This window comes from Thermopirellula anaerolimosa (assembly GCF_054657335.1).
Map to the genome: position 1 here is coordinate 110,057 of NZ_BAAHYX010000006.1, position 21,929 is coordinate 131,985.

Sequence of the window (21,929 nt, forward strand, 5' to 3'; positions counted from 1 at the left end):
CGGTCGCGAATTCGGTCTCGCAGACGCTCGCGCGGTCTCCCCGATGGGTCGTCCCTCACCAGCACAAAGTTATCGTCCGGCAGTGGCTGCGCTGCCGCGTCCTCGGGAAGCGTTGTCCGCAGCGGCGGCGAGGTCGTGGGCTGGGAAACGGAGGCTTGGTACCCCGCCGCGAACGGGCAAACGCCGATCACGTAAGAGCCAAGCGAGAGAATCGCGAACGTCGCGACCAAGGAATACGGCCTCAGCATCATGTTCTCCCATTCCAATACCAACCCCACAGGCGTATTATACGGCACCTGCCCGGTCGCCGTGAGATCGTTTCGCTCGGCGGTTCTCGGCACCCCATTCCCTCAGGCGAACAGGAGCCTTGCCCTTCGCGGCATTGCTCACGGCGTCGCAGTTTCGGAAGAACCTTGCGGGGCGAGAGCGGGGACAAGCTCCGGCAACGATCTTCGCCACGCCAGCAGTTCCACCTTTAGTCGTTCTGCGACTTGCGGAAATTCCGATGCGACGTTTTCGTATTCGTCGATCTCACCCAGCGAACCGATGCGGTAGAGTTCGGGGCGACTGCCGTCCGCATTGATGAGAAACTTCCATTCCCCGGCACGCACGGCCAAGTTGGGGCTCACGTCGCGATCCAGGGCGGGCTTCAAATAGAACTCAGCCCGACCGTACTCCCAATACAGCGGTTTCGACCGCTTCATGCTCCCGCCCAGCAGCGCCGGCAACATGTTCTCGCCGTCCAATTCTTGGACCCTGCCCTGAAGTTCGATGCCCGCGGCCATTGCAAAGGAGGGCAGCAAGTCCACCGTGCTCATGACGCTCTCGCGGTTGACCACACCTTGGGGCACGGTTCCGGGTTGGCGGGCGATCAGCGGCATGCGGATGCCGCCCTCGTACAGGCTCCACTTGCGGCCTCGGAAGCCCGCCGTGCTTCCCGGCGGATTCCAGCCCGCTTTGTAGTACAAAGGCCAAGCGGTCGGCCCGTTATCGCCGGTCAAAACAATCAAGGTTTTTGGGGCCAGTCCCAGCGAATCGATATGATCTACCAGGCGACCGATCTGACGATCCATCTCGGTCAGTACGGCAAAGAACTTCCGTTCAAAGGGGTTCTCGGTGATCGCTTCGAATCTTTCGGCCGCGCCGGGTTCAGGCTCATGGGCGTCGTGTACGTCGTTCAACCAGAGGTGAACGTAGAAGTTGCGATCCCGGTTGCGTTCGATGAAGTCGATGCAACGGTCCACGTAGATGCGGGTTTGTTCGTGCTTATTCACCCGCGTGATACGCCCTCGGCCGAGTCGCTTGCTTTGGTCGGATAGTCGGCCCGGCGGCAGAATTCGGTCTCCCAACCCTTCGAAGGACACCAAGGACTCGTCGAAACCATAGGCGGTCGGTAACGGAGCGTCGCCCACATCGCGTCCGCCCCCCTGATGCCATTTGCCGAAATGGGCGGTGGTGTAGCCTGCTTCTTGAAATAGGCGCGCAATGCAGTTTCCCGTCGGGTCCAACCAATCCCGCATGCCGTGACGGCGATTGCTCGCGCGGTCATTGAGATAAGAGTTGATGAGACTCTTGGCGGGATAGCGTCCCGTCGTTATGGCCACGCGAGAAGGAGAGCAGATAGGCGAAGCCACGTAGAACTGCGTAAGCCGGACACCTTCTGCCGCAAGGCGGTCGATATTCGGCGTGTCGGGGTAGTGAGCCATGGGGTCCGCATCCCGCGTCACTGCACCCAGGTCGCGAAAGCAGGATAGATCCCCAAACCCCAAGTCGTCCACCAAGATGAAGACGATATTAGGGCGTTCGATTGCGGGAAGGTGAGGTGTCCACATCACCGCAGCACAAGCCAAAAAAACTTGGCGAAACACCACAGCGATCTCCCAAAACTTTAGTTGACGCCAAATGACGGCTTATCGGCCGCCGTCGGTACGCAAGATGCACGCGGCCTTAATTACCGACCGACGGTTCGTGGAAAACGAGCCGCGAGTCGCCCTTCGGCAGATCGAAACAAACCAGCGTCTCGTGCTGATCCCGCAGAAATGTGCCGGCGCGAAGTTCTTTGGCGTGAAATACTTGCGAAAAAACAACGTGTCCCGCCTCGGTCCGCAGGCCGGCGCCTCGCAGTCCGCCCGACAATTCAGCCGACGTTTCACCAGCCACACTCACCGTGAAGTCGGGAGCGGCAAACGGGGCGCGAAATACCACGGACTCTTGTTCCCAAGCGATCTGCGTCAGTTCTTTCGCCGCCCAATAGCGTGCCAATTCACTCAATTTCATCCACAGCAGCGTTTCGAACCGCGACTCGAGACGTTGTACGACATCTTTCAGGATCTTGAATCCTAGCTCTTGACCGTTGTAGTAGATTCCGGGCCAATGGCATACCATGACCGCCGGTTCGCCGCGCTCGAGCACTTCGACCATTCTGCCGCGATCGAGCGAATTCGTGATGAAATAGTCGGCGTCGCCGGGAGTCATGCCATCCCAACCCCCGAAGCGGTCGTCCGTGCATCCGATGATGGACACGACGCAAGTCGCATCGTGACCGTCGATTCCCGAGGCATATTCCACCCGCGGAGATACGCTGCGATCATCGGTGAAAACGTGACGAAAATAGTGCGGAATCTCCGCAGAAAACACATCGCGACACGCCTTCAGCGCGGCCCGTGCCAACTGCGGAAGCACACGATTGCCGAATCCTCCCGGCGTTGTGATGCCTTCGCAGGGCATGTCCACGTTCTTCAAGATTCGCAGGGCGTACGCCATGTAATCGGCGAGTTCATCCACCGACTTGCTATCCGTCCAGTTCCAATTCTCCATGAAACGGACGGACCGTTCCGGATAAGGCCGCCCCGTCTTGGTATCGATGACCCAAGTGTGCGTGACCATCTCGGGATGAATATCGAACCGGGGAGCTACCCGCTTTCGCACCAAATCGAGACTGGCCGTCAACTCGTTGCGTTCCCAACCCGGCAGATCGCGGTCCAGCCACCCCACGCAGGCCGGATAGGGAACCAAGCTGTACTTGCCCTTTACGTCGTGCAACTCGCACCAGTCGATGAAGCGGGCCACGAAGGCGTCCGGGATTTCCCGCGGCATCGTCCGCCAAGGTTTCTTGTATTCCTCGCGGTTCGGCCAGACCTCCGCGAACTGCGGCATCGCGAAATGGGCGAGATTCACCAGGCAGGTGGAGTCGTCGATGATCAGGGAAACGATGTGCCGATTCCTCGGGTTAACCACGCGTAACCCTGCCGCCGGCATCGGTCTTTCTCCCGGAGTTTGGCCAAGCACGGGGAAAACCGTATGGCCGAGGCACGCAGCACCAAGGCTCGCTGCGCCGGCACGCAAAACGTCTCGCCGCGTCCACCCGTTCAATTTCACGGTTTGAGTCCTCTGTTGAGTTCGCGGTAATTGCCAATCTTGCCCATTCCCGTTGAGCACGGCCCCCTTTCGGGGCCTTCGGATCGAGCGGCACGGGAGTTCCGCTGTGACCGGATGTAGTTTCCGGTCTCTTCATGGCAGAAGCAAGGGCGTAGCAGCGACGACAAGAATCATGGACGACGACACTTGCCGGTTCCGCGGAATGAAAGGTCTTGGCCAAGTGTTGGGCGAGTACCCTTAGCAACGGCTATTGCCGCATCAACGGCCCATGAAGGAATGCATGCGCGGACGGGCGGGACGAAAGAAGGCCGAGAGTAAATGTTCCTGGGCCGCGAAATCCAGGTGGAGCAGGCTGCCCAGAACCGTGGACTCACCGATCACATCGTATTCGAAACCCGGTTCCGTTATCAACCCGGAAGTGAGAGATTCCGGTTCGAACCACCATTCCCAATTACGATATCCCCGCACCTCGGTCCCCGCCGGTCCCAGCCAAGTGGCTTTCCGCAGGTGTAGGGCCAGCGCCGAAGGTTCTCCGAATTGTGGCATCCGTCGTCCGGAAGCGGGCAACAATCCCGCGCCCGGTATCATGCATCCGGGCTTGATCTCCATCCAACGGCACAAATAGGCCGCGCCCGCTCCCTCGGCATACACGCGACCGCCCCGGCGAACGTGCGCGCGAAGCGATTCTTTGATGCAATGATTCTGCGCCAAGGCCGCGGCGTAGGGGGTACAATCGCCACAACCCAAATAGACGCAATCCACGCCGTGAGGTAACGACTCGTCGTGTAGGGGAGAAAAATCGACCAACCTCGCACCGCGGCGTTCCAAGGCATCGAGCGTCTCGGCAAAGTAGCAGCGGAAGGCCTCGTCGCGGGCGACCGCCACGGTAATGCGACCGCCGAAATCCTCCACCGTTCCCGGTCCGGCAGGTAAAGGGCGGCATCTGCTTTGATCGAGCAGTGAGAAAAATCGTCGCTCGTCCCAATACGTCATCGTCGCACCGGGACGTTCCCCGCGACGTGCAGAATGTTGGCGACCGCGCCAGGGGGCGACTCCGCCCAGCAAAGGCACGCCCCAAAGGGCTTCCACTTCGACCGCGGCCCGCACTGCCCTATCTCGCGGCAAGTTCACAAGGAAAACGCCGCCGGCATTCTCCGGGAGATTGGTGCACGTCCCCAAGGCGAGTTCCGATGCATCCTTGACAACTACGCTCGTCAGGTCGAGCCAGTTACCCAGCGGTTCGAGGACTCCTCCGCTCAAGGTCTTGCAAATGCACCCTCGATGACCGGCTTCCGCGGGATCGAGTGCCGGCGGATTCGGGATGAAGGAACCGGACTCACGGAAGCCCGGAGACACGTTCGAGTTGTGCGAACTCCGTGCCGCGCTCCAGGCGGGCCCGAAGCTGCGGTAGCGTCCCACGACCATTGCCACATCCGCCCCCCGGATTCCTTTGATAAAGGAATCCCGGCAATGCTGAGGGGACATCAGCCAACTGTCCAAATGCCTAGGCACGGCACCCGACCACGATCGAAGCTCCTGAAAACCCGTGAAAGCCGCATGCGCTAAAAAACATTGAACGTGAACATCTCTCTCCGTAAGTTCACGCAGGAGAGCGCGAAGAATGGGGCGGATATCCGTCTCCGCCTCAGTGATTCCGATCGCCAGACGAGCTACCGAAGTCATGCGGCCAAACGCTCCAAATACCATCAATTTGCCGGTCGGGAGACCCGTTCTCGCAGCCCATTCTCCGCTAACAAAATTCGCTCAAGGGCATTCTTCGCAAGGAAGCTGAGATAGTCAACGGCGGAAACCTTGTCCGTTTCGGCGGAGGAAAACGCGTTGGCGGGCCTATTTCGGCTTTTTTAGAACCACAATTTGCCGACCGGCGCGGCTGACGACCTCCAGGGATACCTCCGAAACATCCTGGTTCCGGTCCAAGATTCGTTGAAGGTCGCGAAGGTCTTTTACGGACTCAGCACCCGCTCGGACGATCACCATTCCGGCTTGCAGACCGCTTTGCCCTCCCGGTTTGTTGCGATCGGCGTGAATGACCACCACGCCTTCGCTGACTCGAACGCCCAGGCCCGACGCCAATTCCGAGTCGAAATCCATCAGCATCAAGCCCAGTGATTTGTCATAGGTCTTTCGGCGCGGAGTTTGACCGACGTCTTCATCCTCAACCGGTTCATGGCTCTGAAGTGCCGCATCATCCGGCATTTCATCGAGCTTTACTTCGATTTCCAGACTTTTTCCGTCGCGAATAATCGCAACGCGATGAGTCTGATCGATGGAGGCCCGTTCCACCAATTCTTGCAGCGCCGACATCTCGGAGACGGGAGTATCGTCGAACGCGGTAATCAGATCGTTCCGTTTGAACCCGGCCCGATGGGCGGGAGTGTCCTTGAACACCTGCCTAATCACGACTCCCTTGGGGCTACCGTTTTGCTGGTACGCCGCTGAGGGGGCTAAGACCTGCTCTAACGCCACGCCGAGGTATGCCCGGCGAACTCGCCCATGACGGAGCAATTCGTCTGCGATCCATTTGGCAAGATTGATGGGAATGGCAAAACCGATACCTTCGTTACGACCCGTGCGAGAGAAGATCGCGGTGTTGATGCCGATGACCTCTCCGTCAAGATTGGCCAAGGCGCCTCCGGAATTGCCGGGATTGATCGCCGCGTCGGTTTGGATCAGGCGGGTCCTTCCAATAGTGTTGAGGGTTCTGCCCTTCGCGCTGATAATTCCCGCGCTGACCGTCCCTTCCAATTCAAAGGGGTTCCCCACTGCCAGAACCCAATCTCCGATCTCCAACTGGTCCGAGTCGCCGAGGGTCGCCGTCGGCAGAGGTGAGCCCGGTTCGATCTTGAGTACGGCGATGTCCGTTTTGTCATCGGTCTTCTTGTCGATAACGGGGAATTCGCGACCGTCGGAAAGCTGGATCGTGATGATGTCCGCTTCCTCGATCACGTGTCGGTTCGTCAGAATAACGCCCTTGGGATCGATGATGACGCCGGAACCCAAACCCATCTCGGGACGCGGGATTTGAAAACGAAACCCGGGATTCGGACCGCCGAAGAAATCGTCAAGCGGATTCCGGTTTTCGCCCTGATTGGATCCCGCCTTTTGGGGTGACGAAGCGGTCTGCACTTTGACGACGGTGGGAAGCACCTTTTGAGACGCCGCACGGAATGCCCGGGAAAGGCTCTTTGCCTGTTCGATCGCATGCTGATCGCCGTCCTGTGCCGCTAGAGTGGGAATTGCGGCGGCAGGGAAGCATGCAACAACGAGCAACCCGCAAATTGCTACCAACCGATTTCGCGACATAGACGCCCTTTCCCGTGATTTGGGGCTTGCCAGGTCGATTTGCCTGGGAGCATTCAGCGAAAAGCGAGAATCACCCTTGGATTTGAAGTTATCACCGAATCTGCGACGACGGAGATTTCTGCGGCGGGCGGTGGCTAGGTAATCATAACATCAGAACGGGAAGCGAGTTCCGCATCGTTTTCCGATTTCGCCCAGGGACGCAGTCCGCCCTGGTGTGACCCAGTGCCGTAAGCCTGCCGATCGTTGCGCCCCACCGCCCGCTGTTGAAGTTTACGTTGCAACGCCTTTCTAAATCAATCGAGATTGCGGCAAAATCGACCCAGGTTCCCCACGATGCCCTGCTTGAAGGGGCGCAATTTTCGCCCGTCCCGTTTCGAGGCCGAATCGTTCCGTGGCTAACCCGTGGTCGTGATAACGCCGGGGCGCTGCCTTATAATGAAGACGGTTGTTCAAGGCCGCCTCAGGGCCCCGTCCCAAAGAGAGCTATCGACACCGTGTCGACTCTTTTTGGGACGTGTTCCGGCGGTCCTTTCCCCGATTTTCGGGTATCGCTGTTCGTGAGGATTCATGGTTTGCGGGTCGATTTTCGGAATTCCGGTCCGCGCACCGAAGAATCTCCCGGTCCCAGCGACACCGTCGTTAGATGGAAAGGCTATGTCCGCCGTGGAACCGGCCAACCAATCTGAATTGCCGCAATCGCTGGAGCGAAAACTGGAGGAGTGCCAGCGGGCCATCGGCTACCGCTTTCGCGATCCCCACCTGCTAATTACGGCGCTGTCGCACGCCTCCGGCGTCGATCGGCGGCAGTGCTCCAATGAACGCCTGGAATTTCTGGGGGACGCCGTGCTAGGGTTGGTCGTCTGCGATCTCTTGTACACGACTTACCCCGATTATCTGGAGGGTGAACTGACGCGGCTTAAATCCATCGCCGTCAGTCGTCACACCTGCGCGGCGGCGGCACGCAGTCTGCGGTTGCACGAATTCTTGTTGCTGGGTAAAGGGATGATGACCCACAGTCGGTTGCCTCAATCGGTGATTGCGGCGGCCTTGGAGGCGGTGGTCGGGGCGGTTTTCATCGATGGCGGGCTCCAGGCGGCCAAGGCGATTGTGGAACCCCTGATGCGGCCCGTTATTAGCTCCATTGTTTACAACGCGATCGAGGAAAACTATAAATCTTTGCTGCAACAGTACGCGCAGAAAAATCTGGGAACTACGCCCGGCTATCACCTGTTGGAGGAACGCGGTCCGGATCATGGAAAAAGCTTTCTCGTAGCGGCAGAGATGGGCGGCATCCGGTATCGACCGGCCTGGGGGCACAGCAAGAAAGAAGCCGAGCAAAAAGCGGCACGCAATGCACTGATCGAGTTGAAACAACTTGCCTGGGAGGAGGCGGATTCTTCTTCGTTCATGGACTCCACGTCGCCTGGCGATAGCGAATCCTTCGAGAACGTTGACGCGGAACAAGAGGGCCGACCGTGAGCACGACAGCGGTGGCCTTGATATCGGGCGGATTGGATAGCTTCCTGGCGACTCGCATCATCCAATCGCAGGGTTTCGACGTCGTGGGGCTTCACGTTCGCATTCCTGTGTATCCGCATACCGCCCGAGCGTTTCGCGGTGCCGCTGCAATGGGTATTCCCTTGGCTGCCCGCACAGTCCGCGACGACTATCTCGACCTGTTACGGGCGCCGAAGCACGGTTTCGGACGCGGAGCGAATCCCTGTCTCGATTGCCGGGCCTATATGTTCCGATTGGCGAGAGAGTTGATGGAGGAGATTGGGGCCGTCTTCTTGGTTACGGGAGAGGTTTTGGGCCAGCGACCCTTCTCGCAGCGCCGCCGTGATCTCCTAATCGTCGCGCATTTGGCCGGACTGCAAGACCGTGTGCTACGTCCACTATCGGCAAAGCGACTTCCGCCGACCGTGATGGAACGGGAAGGGCTTGTGGATCGCTCACGGCTCTACGATTTGGCGGGCCGATCCCGCCGTCCTTTGCAGGCTCTGGCCCGGAAATACGGTTTGCGATTCATTCCCGACGCGGCGGGCGGCTGTGCCTTGACCGAAAAGCTGTTCGCGCCGCGCGTTTTCGACCTGGTCGATCACGACTCGTCCGCCGGCGTCTGGGACCTCCAACTTCTGACGGTGGGGCGGCATTTTCGAGTCAACAAGGAAACTAAACTTGTACTGGGAAGAAACGCCGCGGAAAACGCCTCGTTGCGGCGGTTGTTCGAATCTTCGCCGCGAGAGGCAAAGCTATTGCACGCCGTGCCAAAGAATTTTCCCGGGCCGGAGGGACTCCTTGTCGGGAGTTCGGCCGAAGAATCCTTGATGGAGGGACTGACGCTGCTGGTTCGATACGCCAAGAAAGGACTGCCGGAGCGGCTTCAATTCGAGGTATTTCGTCGTCACCCGCCCTTTCGGGAAACCGTAAGCGTACCGCGCGACGTGCCGGCTTTGCCCGAAGTCCCACCGCTGTGATGAGCGTTTCGTCGCAGATTGTGTCGCCGCCGCATAACCGGATTGACGGACCGGCGAAGCCCTGATCCGGGTGCGAAGGGGGCGAGGAAGAATCGACGGGACATCATGCCGACATCGGAGATCATCACCGCACGAAGAATGCGGCATCGCGCCGAAAGCAAGAGAATGAGGAGAGTAGTATGGTACGCAGAACGCAAGCGACCGAGAAACGGATCGTCGCCGTGGATATCGGCGGAACCAAAATTCTGGCCGCTGTCGGAGACCCATGCGGCACAATATACGGTCGGGATCGATGCTCGACACCGCGAGATTGCGGCTCGCTCGAGATATTTCACGCCGTAGAGTCGGCCGTCCTGGCGGCGATCAAGAAAGCGGGCTTGCGCCCGCGGCATATCGCGGGGATGGCGGTCGGCATTCCCGGCGTCGTAGATTACGAGCACGGTCGGATCGTGAAGACTCCCAACATGCCGCTCACCGAGGCTCCGCTCCGCGAGTTTCTTTTCGAGCGATTCGGCGTCCCCATCGTGCTCGAGAACGATTGCAATCTGGGCGCATTGGGAGAGGCGTGGCTGGGTGCCGGGCGTCATTGTCGCAGCGTGTTCGGCGTTTTTGTCGGAACCGGTATCGGAAGCGGTTTCGTTCGAAAGCGGAAACTGTGGCGAGGCGCGCGTTATTCGGCCGGGGAAATTGGGCATATGGTCATGCAGATCGGCGGACCGGTGTGCGGTTGCGGCAACGCGGGTTGCTTGGAGGCGCTGGCCGGTCGTACCGCGATCGAGCGGGATATCCGTGAAGCGGTGGCCCGGGGCGAAGCCACGGTACTTACGGAGTTGCTCGGGGGTGATTTGAGCGTTGTCCGAAGCCGAGCCCTGAGAGCAGCCTTGAGCGCCGGCGACTCCCTCGTAACTCGCGTGTTGGAACGCGCGGCCGACATCCTCGGCGCGGCGTGCCTCTCCGTCCGCCACCTGCTGGACCCGCAGCGCATTGTCCTGGGCGGCGGCGTTATGGAAGCATGCGGCGATTTTCTGATGCCACGGATCCGGGCGGTGCTCGATGCCGATCAAATGCGATTGACGAAGGACCCGGACGAGGTATGCCTCTCGCAACTCGGTGATTACGCCGTGATCGTCGGGGGAATGGCCTTGGCCGCACGATTGTGCGGCGCCAATCCCTTGAAGAAATACCCCGACGCGGAACTGCGCGTCCTGACCTCCTCCAAACGAAAGCCGAGCAACCCGCAGAATGAAAGCAACACCCGGAATAAAGCGACGTGACTTTTCGCAGGCTGAATGATCGCCGGCGGACGGCGTCCCCTGTCTTCTCGGCAAGGAAGCCTCGCGAGGTAGCGGGGACTTCGCGCTTGCGAAAAGACGATGGTGTGGCGCGTGGTCGGCGCCCTAATTGAGGAACGAACCCATGCGTAGCCGAGTCGTATTGGCGGCTTGCTTGGCGGTATTGCTGCTTTTCGGTCCGGAGCGACCCGTTCAGCCTGCCGAAGAATCGGCCGCGCACGTCGTCGGTGAATCGGCGGCGACGACGCCCCGCGCTCGCCGGGCGTTGGGGGTTACGCACGTGGATGGCAAATACTGTCTTTCCGATTCGCCGTTCTTGTTGGAGGGCGCAGATGCCATCGCCGAACTGGGCGTGCAAGTCATCAAGCTGTACCTTTCGTTGAATCCGGACGGAAGCTCTCTTCAAAAATACCCCTTCCACACGGATTGGCCGCCTTGCCGAACTCTCGAGGAACTCGCAGATTCGCCTCCTTTTCGTGAAGTCTTCAGTCGTCCTTTTCGCGTGTTTGTGCTTACCGTGTATCGACCCGGCGTCTCGGCGGGATACTGGTTACGAGGCATCAGCGCTGACCAAGAGCGGGAGGAACAGGAGGCAATCTACCGAATTGCGGCCTATTTGATGCGCACCCATCGCGGCACGGGCAAGACGTTTGTCTTTCAGAACTGGGAGGGCGATTGGGCGGTGCGCGGGCACTTCGACCGAAATCAAGCGCCCTCTTCGGAAGCCCTGAACGCGATGTCCCGCTGGCTCGCGGCGAGGCAGCGCGGGGTAGAACAAGCCCGCCGCGAGAATTCTCAATCTGATGTCCGCGTGTACCATGCCGTCGAGGTGAATCTTCTGCGTCCGACCATCGAACAGGGAATGCCGTGCGTTCTTACGCACGTCGTGCCGGAGGTTCGCCCGGACTTGGTGTCCTACTCGGCGTGGGATACTCAAAATGATCCCGAATTGTTTCGCAAGTCGCTCGATTTTATTGCTCAGTATGCACCGGATTCCGCGGCATTCGGCAAAAAGAACGTTTACGTCGGCGAGTTCGGTTTGCCCGAGAATGAGCATTCTCGGGAGCAGGTCACCCAGTTGATTCGCAACGTAGTTTCGGTAAGCGTCGATTGGGGCTGTCCCTGGGTCATCTATTGGCAGGTCTACTGCAACGAAGCGCGACGATTGCCGGTGCGTGAGTCGCAGGATGTTCGCGGCTTCTGGTTGATTCGTCCGGACGGTTCCCACGCTTGGGCGTGGGACGCGTTGAGCCAAATCCTACGATCCGAGCAGACGCCGTAATTCGCCGCAAAATCAATCTTGCGGCGCTTTGAGTACCTGGTACTTCGGTCCCCGTGTCGGTGTCTCGCGCGCCGCCGCGACGGCCTCTTGGTGAAAGACCTCTTGGGCGCGAATGGGCGGACCGGATCCGCGAGCGCGCCGATATTCGCCATCGGATTGCAGGGTCCAAGCCTTGACGTTGTCGGCGAAGAAAACGTCCAGGATATGCAGCAACCGCGATCTGAGTTCGGGCGCCTCGACCGGAAAGATGGTCTCAAAACGCCGATCGAGGTTCCGCTGCATCCAGTCCGCACTGGACAGGTAGATCTCGTCGTGTCCGCCGTTCGAGAAGTAAAAGATTCGAGCGTGCTCCAGGAATCGATCCACGATGGATCGCACCTCGATGTTGCCGGAAACTCCCGGTACGCCTGGAACCAGGCAGCAGATTCCGCGGACGTTCAGCTTGATGCGTACGTTCGATTGAGATGCTCGATACAGCGCCGAGATGATCTCGCGATCTTGGAGAGAATTGATCTTGGCGAGGATCATGCCCGGTTGTTCCGGGGTGGACACGCGAATCTCTCGTTCGATGAGTTCCAGAAATCGCTGCTTCAGCAAGCCCGGTTCCGTGGTGAGTTTGTTCCATCCCACGGCCTCCGAGTAACCGGTCAGAATGTTAAAAAGCGAAGAAGCATCCGCCGCAATTTCGGTGTCGCACGTCAGTAGTCCGAGATCGGAGTAGATTCTCGCCGTGCGGTCGTTATAGTTGCCGGTGGAAAGGTGAACGTAGCGGCGAATACGACCGCCCTCGCGCCGCACGATGAGCATCGCTTTGGCGTGCGTCTTGTAGCCTGCAACTCCGTAAACGACGTGAGCGCCGGCGTCTTCCAGTCGGCGGGCCCACTGCACGTTGCGAGCCTCATCGAATCGCGCCTTGACTTCCACCAAGACGGTAACCTCCTTATCGTTTCGGGCCGCGTTCTCTAGAGCCTCCACGATCGGGGAATCGCCGCTGGTCCGGTAAAGCGTCTGCTTGATCACGAGGACGTCCGGGTCCTCGGCCGCGCGACGCACCAACTCGACGACCGGATCAAACGACTCATAGGGATGGAAGAGCAAAACGTCGTGATGCTGGATCGCCTGCCAGAGGTCGTCCCATCCCAGAAGATCGCGGGGCGGTTGCGGCGGCCAATCAGCGGCCCGTAGATGATCGAATCCGGGCAAACCGGCCAACTCCCAAAGGCAGCCCGCGCCGACGATCTCCGCCTCGTCATAGACATCCTCTCGGTGCAGAAACAGCGTCTTGAGCAAGGCCTCGACGATGGCGGAATCCGCGTTCGGCGTCACTTCCAGTCGCAACGGGTCCCGACGGCGGCGAGCCAAGACTGCCGACTCCACCGTCGATAACAGATCGCTGGCGTCGTCGTCTTGAATCGAGACGTCCGCATCTCGGGTCACCCGAAAAACGCACGCGGCTTCTACCTTAAAACCGCGAAACAGCTTGGCCCCGAACTCCAACAAGATGTCTTCGATAAGAACGAAGCGGCGCGGCTTGTCGCCGGGCAAGGCCACAAAACGCTTTTGCCGCAACGGAATGGGTACGACGGCAATTCGGTCGGCGTCCGCTTTCTCCTTGCCTCGAGTTAGCAGGAACGCAGCGTGAACTTGCAGACCGGCCAGCACCGGCGGCGGATCCAGCGTGCTCATGGCCAGAGGCGTCAAGAGCGGCGACAACTCACTCTCGAAGTAGTCGCTCAAGTAGCGACGATCCTGGGCCGACCATTCCCGCGGTCGGAGCACGCAAAGTCCCTCTTCGCGGAGCGATTCCATGGCTTGGCGGATTCCCGCCGATTGCTCGGCAGCCATGCGATGGACTCTTCGTCGCACCGCATCCAATTGTTCTCGCGGCGTCATCCCCGCCGGATCGCGCTTCTTGGAGCCGCTCTTGATGAGTTGGATGATCCCCGCGACCCGAATCATGAAGAATTCGTCCAGATTCGTGGACACGATGGCTAAGAACTTCAAGCGTTCCAAGAGCGGCACATCGTCCGCTAAACCTTCCGCCAGCACGCGATGATTGAACTCCAACCAACTCAACTCGCGATTGAAGAACGGTTCGGGCGTTTTTTTCTTGGACATGTCGTGGCCCGCCTCCCAGACGGTTTTCAGCGAATTGCCCCTTACTGACGCCCCGGGACCGTCAAGTCCGTCGGCAGTCTCGAACAACCTTTGAGTGTCAATGAAACCGGCGACCGCCGGTCGCCGTTGGAAAGGGATACCGGGGACGGGTGCGCGAGTCCTGGGAACGGTTGCACCCCGCGTGGGTTTACTCCACACGCACTTTCATCCCGTAAACATCTTCGAACATGTCGCTCTTCAGTGCCACGGAACGTTTTTCCAGGAACACCTTCGACAAGCCTCGGATCGTGATGAAAAGCTCGTCCTCATCGTGTCCGAACTCCACTTGTTCCGCCGACTGGATGTTTCCGCGGGCAAGGGCGTCGGCCACACGGAGCACCGCGGCCAACTTGTTCACCACCACCCGACTCTCGCGCGGCAGCGCCGCATACTCGACGTGCGCCGGCTTTGGAGGACTGCGGCGGTGATAACGAGCGATATGCGCGATGATCTCGGTCTCTTGACGTGTCAACCCGAATATCTCCGAGTTCGCAATGATGTAGTAACTATGTTTGTGGTGCGCGGTGGGACTGATAAAACCGCCGACCTCATGGAGAACGGCGGCGATCTGTAACAGAAACCGATGTCGCCGTTGCAATCCATGATCGCTTTGCAGGTAATCGAAAAGGCGAACCGCGATTTCGGAGGATACCCGCGCGTGCTCCAGATCGACGCAATAGCGAGAGGCCATGGCATATGCCGCGTGCAGGATACCCTCGCGAATGGATTGGTCCTCGGAACCGGTCGTCTCGCGCGCCAGTTCGGCCAGCACGCCGTCGCGCATGGACACCTTCGCCACCAACAACCGCGTGGCTTGGGTGTGGATCAGCAGTTCCCAATACATCAACAAAGCGGGAACCAGCGTTTCCGCCTCGGCGAAGGTGAGGTTGAACCGGCGGCACAATTCCTCGGGTGACCACCGCACGCATTGCTCGATCAATTGTTCGAAACGTTCCTTCGGCACCTCCAAAAGGTCCTCCGAGTGCGTGGGGCGTCCGGCCTCGCGCGCCGCGAATCGTACGTCTCCGCCCACGGCTACGAAAGTGTCGCAATGCGCCAAAGGCAAGGTCCGATTCACAGCGGCCACTTGCATGCGGATATGCTGCCGAAAAAGCTCGCCGAGTTTGTCGGTCGGCTCGGAACGAGCGGATAGCATCTCCAAGAGGCGGACGGAACCGAATCGCACGCCCACGGAATTGACGATTTCGCCTTCATCGAGGATGGTGAGAATCGTGCTCCCCCCGCCGACGTCCGCCACCAAGGAGTGCCCGCGGTTGACCTCGGACAGTTCGCCGACCGCCTCTCGGACGGCGGCCACCGTCAATCGCCCCTCTTCGGCGATGCTGATGATCTCGACGTTCAATCCGCAGGCCAGATAGATGCGGTCGAGCACGTTGTCGGCATTGGCGGCCTCGCGAAGGGAACTGGTGGCTACCGCCCGCACCCGTTCGATGCGGTACTCTTGCAAGACTCGCACGTAGTCGCGCAAGATTTCCGACGTTGCACGCATGCATTGCGCGCCGATGCGTCCCCGTCGAAAGGTGTCCTGCCCCAACCACACCGCGCGCTGGAATCGTTCAAGTACTTCGTAGCCGCCCTCCTCAAGAACCTGGGCGACGACCATGCGAATGGCGTTGGTGCCGATATCAATCACGGCGACCGGGCTGACCGCGCCGCCGCGCGAACCCGAATGCGGAGGAGAGCCATTCGTTGGGGAAAGATTACTCATGCTGCCGACGGTCGCCTTGATTCTTAGGGTTGGGTGTTCGATTCACGAAGGGGCTCGTATTCTCTCCCGCGACTACTTGCAACACTCCGGAAACGGATCGCCGGGGACGAGCGGCAGGCCGTAACGGCCATTAGCATACTAGGCCGGGGAGCCTGTCGCATCCGCATTCTCCGCACGCTGCGAATTGTTCAAGGTTGCCACGATCCGAGGCCACAACGCTGCCACCTTTTCGTCCTGCCAGAAAGCGCCAGCCGCGGCGAAAGATTGACGACGACGCTCGCGGCACGTTTCTTGCAAAAACTCCAGTCCCGAGATGAAGCGTGTTTGGTTCATCCAACCGGAGAGCAATTTTTCACCGGCCTTCAGCCGACGGACGGCGCTCTCCAATTCGGCAATCCAAACATCGCAGTCGTGAATTTCACCCAAATAGGACTGCATCTCGCGCACTGCTTCGAGAGCCACTTCGAAATGCGTCCCGAGCACCGGGGCGTAGATTTCCAAGGTATAGCGGAGTTTTTTCGCGGCGACGCGAAACTCGTGATGGCGTGCCACGTCTTGTTCATTTCGAAGGGAATCGCCTTGTCTCAGAAACTCATTCACGCGCTGAAGAAGGCGTTTCTCGTATCCGGTCGGCGGCGCTTCGGTCTTTCCGACCGCGGTTGCCAGATTGCGTCGGGCATCGTTCAACCACTCCTTCATTTGACGCAGCGTTCCCGTGCGCAGAAAACGCCGGAGCGCATGACGAATCTGCGGTTGGCAACGACTGCGAGTCGTTTCCAGCAACGCAAGCCAAAATACAATTCCGTGTCGGATTTCCGGATCGCCGCTCTCACCCAATCGACCCAGCATGGCGGCGATTTGGACGTCGGTATCTCGTGCCTTCCCCAGTGCGGACGCCAAATCGCGGAGGGCCGACCGCCACCGCTTGGTGCGTTCCTTTCCCAACAGCTCCCGAAAGACACGGAAACCGGCGCGGAGTCGGCGACATGCCACTCGAACCTGATGCACGGATTCCGGATTCCGTGCCCTCGGCAGGCCGACCAGATGGCGGCGCAATCGCCGAACGTGCCGGCCCAAATAACGAACGGCGGTGACGGCGGAGACGTCAACCGGCGGCTTCGCTAACATCGACTCCTCCGAAACGACGATCATCGGGACGAGAAAATTAAGGCAATTTAACGCCACAATCTTGACGGTCGAAGAGCCTATCAATCACCTCTCAAAACGTACGCGCCCGGCCATTTATTGTAATCTTCAGACGTCGCATTTACCGCCCCTTATGTCGGGCCGTCGAACCGTCGAAATTGCCATAGATCGGCCAGACGGCATATCATGAGCAAAAGGCCGAAATTATGTTAACCCCCGCTCGCGGGCGCTGGCTCATCGAGGTTTTTCTCGAACCGATGGTTGGAAGTTGCCGATAGGCAAACCCCGCAAACCTGTTGGGCACACACCCGACCGACTTCGCGAACGAGCGTGTCCTGCATTCGGGAATATTGAGACAAGTATCAAGACAGCCGCGGATAGTGAGCAAGGGCGGTGTCGGCCGTCGGACCTGCTTTAGAGAATCGCACGAAAGTCGGCAAGACGCAAGACCTCTCGGACCGCGAAAGGCTCGCCGTACTGAGTACCGACGGTCCAGCCCCACATGCGGGCGCGGTACTCGATTTGCTCTTCCAGGCTGGCTCCGGATCCACTTGGAGAGGGGGGATTGGCCAATTGGCTCGCATAACACCTGACGGCCGCGAGCTTCTTTTCCCAAAAGGCGCTAATGTCCACGACGAAGGACGGTTCCGGAATCTTCCGGATGTGCGTGCAGAAATAGTAGATCACCCTCTGCGGATGAAACGGTTCTCCGGGCAAATCCGTTTTTGTCAGCTTTGCCCAGAATCTTGCCGCTTCGATGAGTTGGGTTGCCGCCGTGTGGTCCGGGTGCGTGTCTTCCCAGTACGGGCAGAAAATACAATTCGCTCGAGTGGTTCGCAATACGCCGGCCAGCTTGGCGCGTGCTTCCAACGTGGGTTCGAGCGATCGATTGGGGAGCCCGAGATTCGACCGCCAATCCAAGCCCAGGATCTGCGTGGCCGCTTCCGTTTCACGGCGGCGAATCTCTTTGCTGCCGAACGGCGTTGGTTCTCCGTCCGTCAAATCCAAGATTCCAACGCGAAGACCTTCCGCTTTCATCTTCAAAATCGCGCCCCCCATGGCAAATTCCGCGTCGTCGGGATGGGGAGCGATAACCAAGACATCCAGCATATTACCCAAAACCCGCTTAACCTTTTTCCGAGAAATCGGCAGTCACCTTTTTCAGCCTACGACCAGTACCAACAACCGCTTGGGGCCGTGGACGCCAAGAATGAGGATTTTCTCGATGTCAGCCGTACGACTCGGCCCCGTAATGATGACAAACTCTCCGCGGCGGTCGGGTTCCGCGGCCTTAGCGGCCAACTCGTTCCACAAAGCCGGCAAATGCTCGCGAAGCTGAGAGACCTCGGCGACCACGATGCACGCGGGGGGCAGATAACAGGCCAGTCGTTCGCCCGGTCGTTCGCACACGACCACACTGGAACCCGTGTCGGCCAGGAGATAGTCGGCTTGGATGACGGCCACCGGTATGCCGGCCAAATCACGGGCAGGCGGATCATCCGGTAGGAGGGTCGTTTCCCAAGCCAGATCGGCCCTGGCAACCAAGTCCCGAGCGAGCGGGCGGTCCATGACGAGGACTCGATTCCAGCCCGCCGCTTGAACCAAATCCCGGAGCACCGATGCCGCTTCCTCCCGACTGGAGGCGGCGATGGGTTCTCCATGCACGGAACGCAATTCCTCAACGAACCGCGATCGCAGGTCTTCGGTAGCAGGGTTCGTCGTCGGCCAGACGACCGGGACGGGCGGGAGTTCCGGCGAAGGGGAAGATCCCAGATTCTCTCGGATTCTTTGCAAGACGATCGAACGACTCGTCATGCCGAAACCTCCTTTCTCGCGGAAGATGCGGCTACATCGCCCTCCCCGTTGTCGCCGACGAATTCCCGCCCTCGCCGACGCCACCACGCGCGGAAGGTGTACGCCGGGACCTCGGGCAATTCGCGACCGCGAGTCCATGCGCCCAATTGGGCGGGGTGCCAGGGCAAGAATTTCGCCAGTCGCACCCCCAACCGTACGGCGGTCATGGCGAGCCGATAGCGCACCGGGCCAGCCATCGCCCAGGACCAGGCCTTCCAAATGACGCGCTCGAAGGGAGACCGGACCGGCGACGGACTGTTGACCGCCTTGTGCCGCAAGTGGACTAACTGGTGTGGGATGTCGATTTTGACCGGGCAAACCTCGCCGCAAGCGCCGCACAACGACGATGCGAAGGGCAGTTTGCCGGCATCCTCCATGCCGATCAAATGCGGGGTGATGATCGCGCCGATCGGGCCGGGGTAAACCCAACCGTAGGCCCAACCGCCCGTGCGGCGATAGACGGGACAGGCATTCAGGCATGCGCCGCAACGGATGCAGAACAGAGAGCTTCGCGCGGCAGGGTCGCGCAGGACGTTGGACCGCCCGTTATCCAAGATGATGATGTAAACCGTTCGCCCGGGCGTTGCCCCGTGTACCACGTGCGTGTACGTCGTCAGTTTCTGGCCGGTACCGCTTCGCGCCAGCAGGTTGAGAAACAGTGGCAGGTAACGAATGCTGGGGATCACCTTTTCGATGCCCATCACCGCTACGTGTACCGGCGGCGCGGAGATGGAAAGGCCGGCGTTGCCCTCGTTTTCCACAATGCAGATCGACCCGGTGTCGGCCAACGCGAAATTGACCCCGGAAATGCCCATGTCGGCTCGCAGATACTCTTCGCGTAAATGGCGTCTTGCGATGTCGGTCAGCTTCTCATGTTCGCTGGTATAAGGCTCTTGAAGTTTTTCAGCGAATAACCGTCCGACGTCCTCGGCCGACAAGTGGAGGGCCGGCGTCACGATGTGCGTGGGGCGTTGCCCCGCCAATTGCACCAGGTACTCGCCAAGATCGGTTTCCAGCGCGCGAACTCCGGTCGCGGTGAGGACATGATTCAGCTCCATCTCTTCCGTGACCATGGATTTGGATTTGACTACCGTCTTGACCTGATGCCGATTCACGATGTCCAAGACATGCCGGTTGGCCTCCTCGGCGTCCTTGGCCCAAAGAACTACCGCTCCGCGTGCGGTTGCATTTCGCTCGAACTCGACCAGTAGCTTGTCCAAATTGAGGATGGAAAACCGTTTGACTGCGTTCGCCTCTTCGCGCCATTGCTCCCAATAGGGGACCGACAGGGTTACCTGCCGATTGTGCTTGCTCGAACGCTCCGCCGATTCGCCCAAGGCACGCGGACCGTGAGGCTCGGCCAGTCCCTTGTTCTCCTTCCTCAAGAACGGAGCGCCCGAAAGATGAAGGCCTGACGAAGTCATGACTTTTTGTGCCTCCAAGACATGGTTGAGGCCGCTCATTGAAATGGAATGACTCGGTTCCCCATACGGTTCCCGACCACGGTCAGCGCTGCACCAAGATCTCGGCAATGTGCATCGGCCGAATATGGCGCATTTGGGGATTCCGTTTGAGAATTCCCCCGACATGCATAAGGCAACTGATATCGACGGAAGTCACCACGTCGGCCCCGCTTTGCAGGATGTTGGCCGCTTTCGTCTCGCCCATGGCGATCGACGTTCCCGGCATTTTGACGCTGAAGGTGCCGCCGAATCCGCAACATTCCTCGATGTTCGGCAGTTCGCGGTACGCCAAGTCTTTCACATTCTGCAAAAGAGTGATCGGTTGATCCAAGATGCCCAATTCACGGCGACCGTGGCAACCGCTGTGCATCGTCACCTTGTGCGGAAATCTTGCGCCTAAGTCGGCGACGCCCACGACGTTGACCAGAAACTCAGATAGCTCGAAGACGCGGCGACCAACGGAAACGATCCGATCATCCGGATCGACCTGTTGAAAAAAAATGCGGCACATTGCCGTGCATGAGCCTGAAGGGCAGACGATGTAGGGGTATGGCCGAAAGACATCGCAAAAATGCCGCACCACCCGTGCCGCCTCTTCCCAATATCCCGAGTTGAAGGCCGGTTGCCCGCAACAGGTTTGGCCCTCCGGGAAGACGACCGGAATACCCAACCTTTTCAAAATCGTGGCGGTGGCTTCCGCAATTTGCGGAAAGAATTGGTCGATGTAGCACGGAATGAATAGCGCAGCTTTCTCACCCCGGTTGTAACTGGGATATTTGCCGTCGGGAAGCCCGTTTTTCAGGTGAATCATAACCAAATCCACTCCTGTCGAATTTGGATGCTGTCAGGCCTTGGCTGCGCTACCAGCCTTGAATCACGGCGATTACAGCGACCGGCTACCCCGAAGTCGAACAACCCCGGAATTTTAGCCCTCTCGGCACGCGCTCGCTACAACCTCTTGCTTCAGGAACCAGCCCGTCTTCGTCCTTCCGCTCTCCCCTGCCCGTGTGCGGCGCCGGCATTTTCCTAAATTGTCAAGCCAGTAAGAGGCCTCGGCGGAACAGAAATCGAACGACGATACCGGACATGAGCTTCAGCGGCGATGGACGTCGCGACGCCTCCGTCGCCGCGAAAGCCGCCGCGTGATGGGCCGTAGCTTTTGAAGTCGCTGGAGTCCGGCTACACTGAACCGTTATTATTACGCACGTGGCTAGGAGATGGATCAACGATATCGTGATTCGCAAGGCCGCCCATTTTAGGCATTTGGGCGAGAGGCTGTGCCCATGGACGCTATCGAAGCCATTCTGACGCGAAGGAGCGTCCGCAAATTTGCGGAACGAAGTCTGCCGCCGGACACGGTTGAGCGACTTTTGGAGGCGGCGATGGCGGCGCCGAGCGCCAGGAACGCGCAACCGTGGCATTTCATCGTCATCGACGATCGCCCCACTTTGCTGGAGATCGCGGGGCGGTTCCCCAACGCGGAGGCTGCACGTCACGCCCCGCTGGGCATCCTTATTTGCGGTGACTTGACGCTGGAACTATCCAAAGGCTACTGGATCATAGATTGTGCGGCGGCAGCGCAAAACTTGCTTCTGGCGGCGCACGCCATGGGGCTGGGCGGATTGTGGACCGGCGTTTACCCTCGCGAACAGCGTGTGGAGGGACTGCGAGAACTACTGAGAGTTCCCGATCACGTGGTTCCTCACAGCCTATTATTGTTCGGCTACCCCGCCGAGACGCCGCCGCATGTCCGCCGGTACAATCGCGATCGAATTCACAGAAACCGTTGGTAATGAAGGCGGATTTTCCGCAACGGCAGGTCCCGAC

16 protein-coding genes are annotated in these 21,929 nt (G+C 59.5%); 5 read left to right on the plus strand and 11 right to left on the minus strand.

Translation table 11 applies throughout. From position 1 onward, the window contains the following. Window positions 1-386: 386 nt before the first annotated feature. The 4 genes from ACYQ6J_RS06620 to ACYQ6J_RS06635 all read right to left on the minus strand — a co-directional run bounded on the left by ACYQ6J_RS06620 (window position 387) and on the right by ACYQ6J_RS06635 (window position 6,702). Complete coding sequence (locus ACYQ6J_RS06620) at window positions 387-1,868, minus strand: sulfatase-like hydrolase/transferase (RefSeq protein WP_460183398.1); 1,482 nt, start codon at window positions 1,866-1,868, stop codon at window positions 387-389. Between the two features lie 79 nt (window positions 1,869-1,947). Continuing rightward, complete coding sequence (locus ACYQ6J_RS06625) at window positions 1,948-3,258, minus strand: hypothetical protein (protein WP_460183399.1); 1,311 nt, start codon at window positions 3,256-3,258, stop codon at window positions 1,948-1,950. A gap of 378 nt (window positions 3,259-3,636) precedes the next feature. Beyond that, on the minus strand, window positions 3,637-4,803 hold the full coding sequence (locus ACYQ6J_RS06630) for a hypothetical protein (RefSeq protein ID WP_460185530.1): 1,167 nt from the start codon (window positions 4,801-4,803) through the stop codon (window positions 3,637-3,639). 423 nt (window positions 4,804-5,226) lie between these two features. Next, window positions 5,227-6,702, minus strand: a complete 1,476-nt coding sequence (locus tag ACYQ6J_RS06635) for a trypsin-like peptidase domain-containing protein (RefSeq protein WP_460183400.1) — start codon at window positions 6,700-6,702, stop codon at window positions 5,227-5,229. Between the two features lie 654 nt (window positions 6,703-7,356). On the opposite strand from ACYQ6J_RS06635, the gene rnc reads away from it, so the two are divergent. The 4 genes from rnc to ACYQ6J_RS06655 all read left to right on the plus strand — a co-directional run bounded on the left by rnc (window position 7,357) and on the right by ACYQ6J_RS06655 (window position 11,753). Beyond that, on the plus strand, window positions 7,357-8,181 hold the full coding sequence (rnc, locus tag ACYQ6J_RS06640) for a ribonuclease III (protein WP_460183401.1): 825 nt from the start codon (window positions 7,357-7,359) through the stop codon (window positions 8,179-8,181). Next, window positions 8,178-9,179, plus strand: a complete 1,002-nt coding sequence (locus ACYQ6J_RS06645) for a hypothetical protein (RefSeq protein ID WP_460183402.1) — start codon at window positions 8,178-8,180, stop codon at window positions 9,177-9,179. Before rnc ends, ACYQ6J_RS06645 begins: the two co-directional genes overlap by 4 nt. Window positions 9,180-9,358: 179 nt before the next feature. After that, window positions 9,359-10,453, plus strand: coding sequence for an ROK family protein (locus tag ACYQ6J_RS06650; protein ID WP_460183403.1), 1,095 nt, complete (start codon window positions 9,359-9,361; stop codon window positions 10,451-10,453). 142 nt (window positions 10,454-10,595) lie between these two features. Next, complete coding sequence (locus ACYQ6J_RS06655) at window positions 10,596-11,753, plus strand: hypothetical protein (protein ID WP_460183404.1); 1,158 nt, start codon at window positions 10,596-10,598, stop codon at window positions 11,751-11,753. A 12-nt stretch (window positions 11,754-11,765) separates the two neighbouring features. Here the strand turns inward: ACYQ6J_RS06655 and ppk1 are convergent, their stop codons facing one another. The 7 genes from ppk1 to ACYQ6J_RS06690 form a co-directional block, all read right to left on the minus strand. Next, window positions 11,766-13,871, minus strand: a complete 2,106-nt coding sequence (gene ppk1 / locus ACYQ6J_RS06660; protein ID WP_460183405.1) for a polyphosphate kinase 1 — start codon at window positions 13,869-13,871, stop codon at window positions 11,766-11,768. A gap of 187 nt (window positions 13,872-14,058) precedes the next feature. Continuing rightward, window positions 14,059-15,639, minus strand: coding sequence for a Ppx/GppA phosphatase family protein (locus tag ACYQ6J_RS06665; protein WP_460183406.1), 1,581 nt, complete (start codon window positions 15,637-15,639; stop codon window positions 14,059-14,061). Between the two features lie 138 nt (window positions 15,640-15,777). After that, window positions 15,778-16,767, minus strand: a complete 990-nt coding sequence (locus ACYQ6J_RS06670; RefSeq protein WP_460183407.1) for a CHAD domain-containing protein — start codon at window positions 16,765-16,767, stop codon at window positions 15,778-15,780. Between the two features lie 432 nt (window positions 16,768-17,199). Beyond that, on the minus strand, window positions 17,200-17,895 hold the full coding sequence (bshB1, locus tag ACYQ6J_RS06675; protein WP_460183408.1) for a bacillithiol biosynthesis deacetylase BshB1: 696 nt from the start codon (window positions 17,893-17,895) through the stop codon (window positions 17,200-17,202). 51 nt (window positions 17,896-17,946) lie between these two features. Beyond that, the gene (locus ACYQ6J_RS06680; protein WP_460183409.1) at window positions 17,947-18,600 is read right to left on the minus strand and encodes a LutC/YkgG family protein; all 654 of its coding nucleotides are present in this window, start codon (window positions 18,598-18,600) and stop codon (window positions 17,947-17,949) included. After that, window positions 18,597-20,063: a lactate utilization protein B gene (locus ACYQ6J_RS06685; protein ID WP_460183410.1), complete on the minus strand. Its 1,467-nt coding sequence runs from the start codon at window positions 20,061-20,063 to the stop codon at window positions 18,597-18,599. The genes ACYQ6J_RS06680 and ACYQ6J_RS06685 overlap by 4 nt, the downstream gene beginning before the upstream one ends. 82 nt (window positions 20,064-20,145) lie before the next feature. After that, the gene (locus tag ACYQ6J_RS06690; protein ID WP_460183411.1) at window positions 20,146-20,913 is read right to left on the minus strand and encodes a (Fe-S)-binding protein; all 768 of its coding nucleotides are present in this window, start codon (window positions 20,911-20,913) and stop codon (window positions 20,146-20,148) included. Window positions 20,914-21,385: 472 nt separating this feature from the next. Here ACYQ6J_RS06690 and ACYQ6J_RS06695 point away from each other — a divergent pair, with 472 nt between their 5' ends. Further along, complete coding sequence (locus tag ACYQ6J_RS06695; protein ID WP_460183412.1) at window positions 21,386-21,895, plus strand: nitroreductase family protein; 510 nt, start codon at window positions 21,386-21,388, stop codon at window positions 21,893-21,895. Window positions 21,896-21,929: the final 34 nt, after the last annotated feature.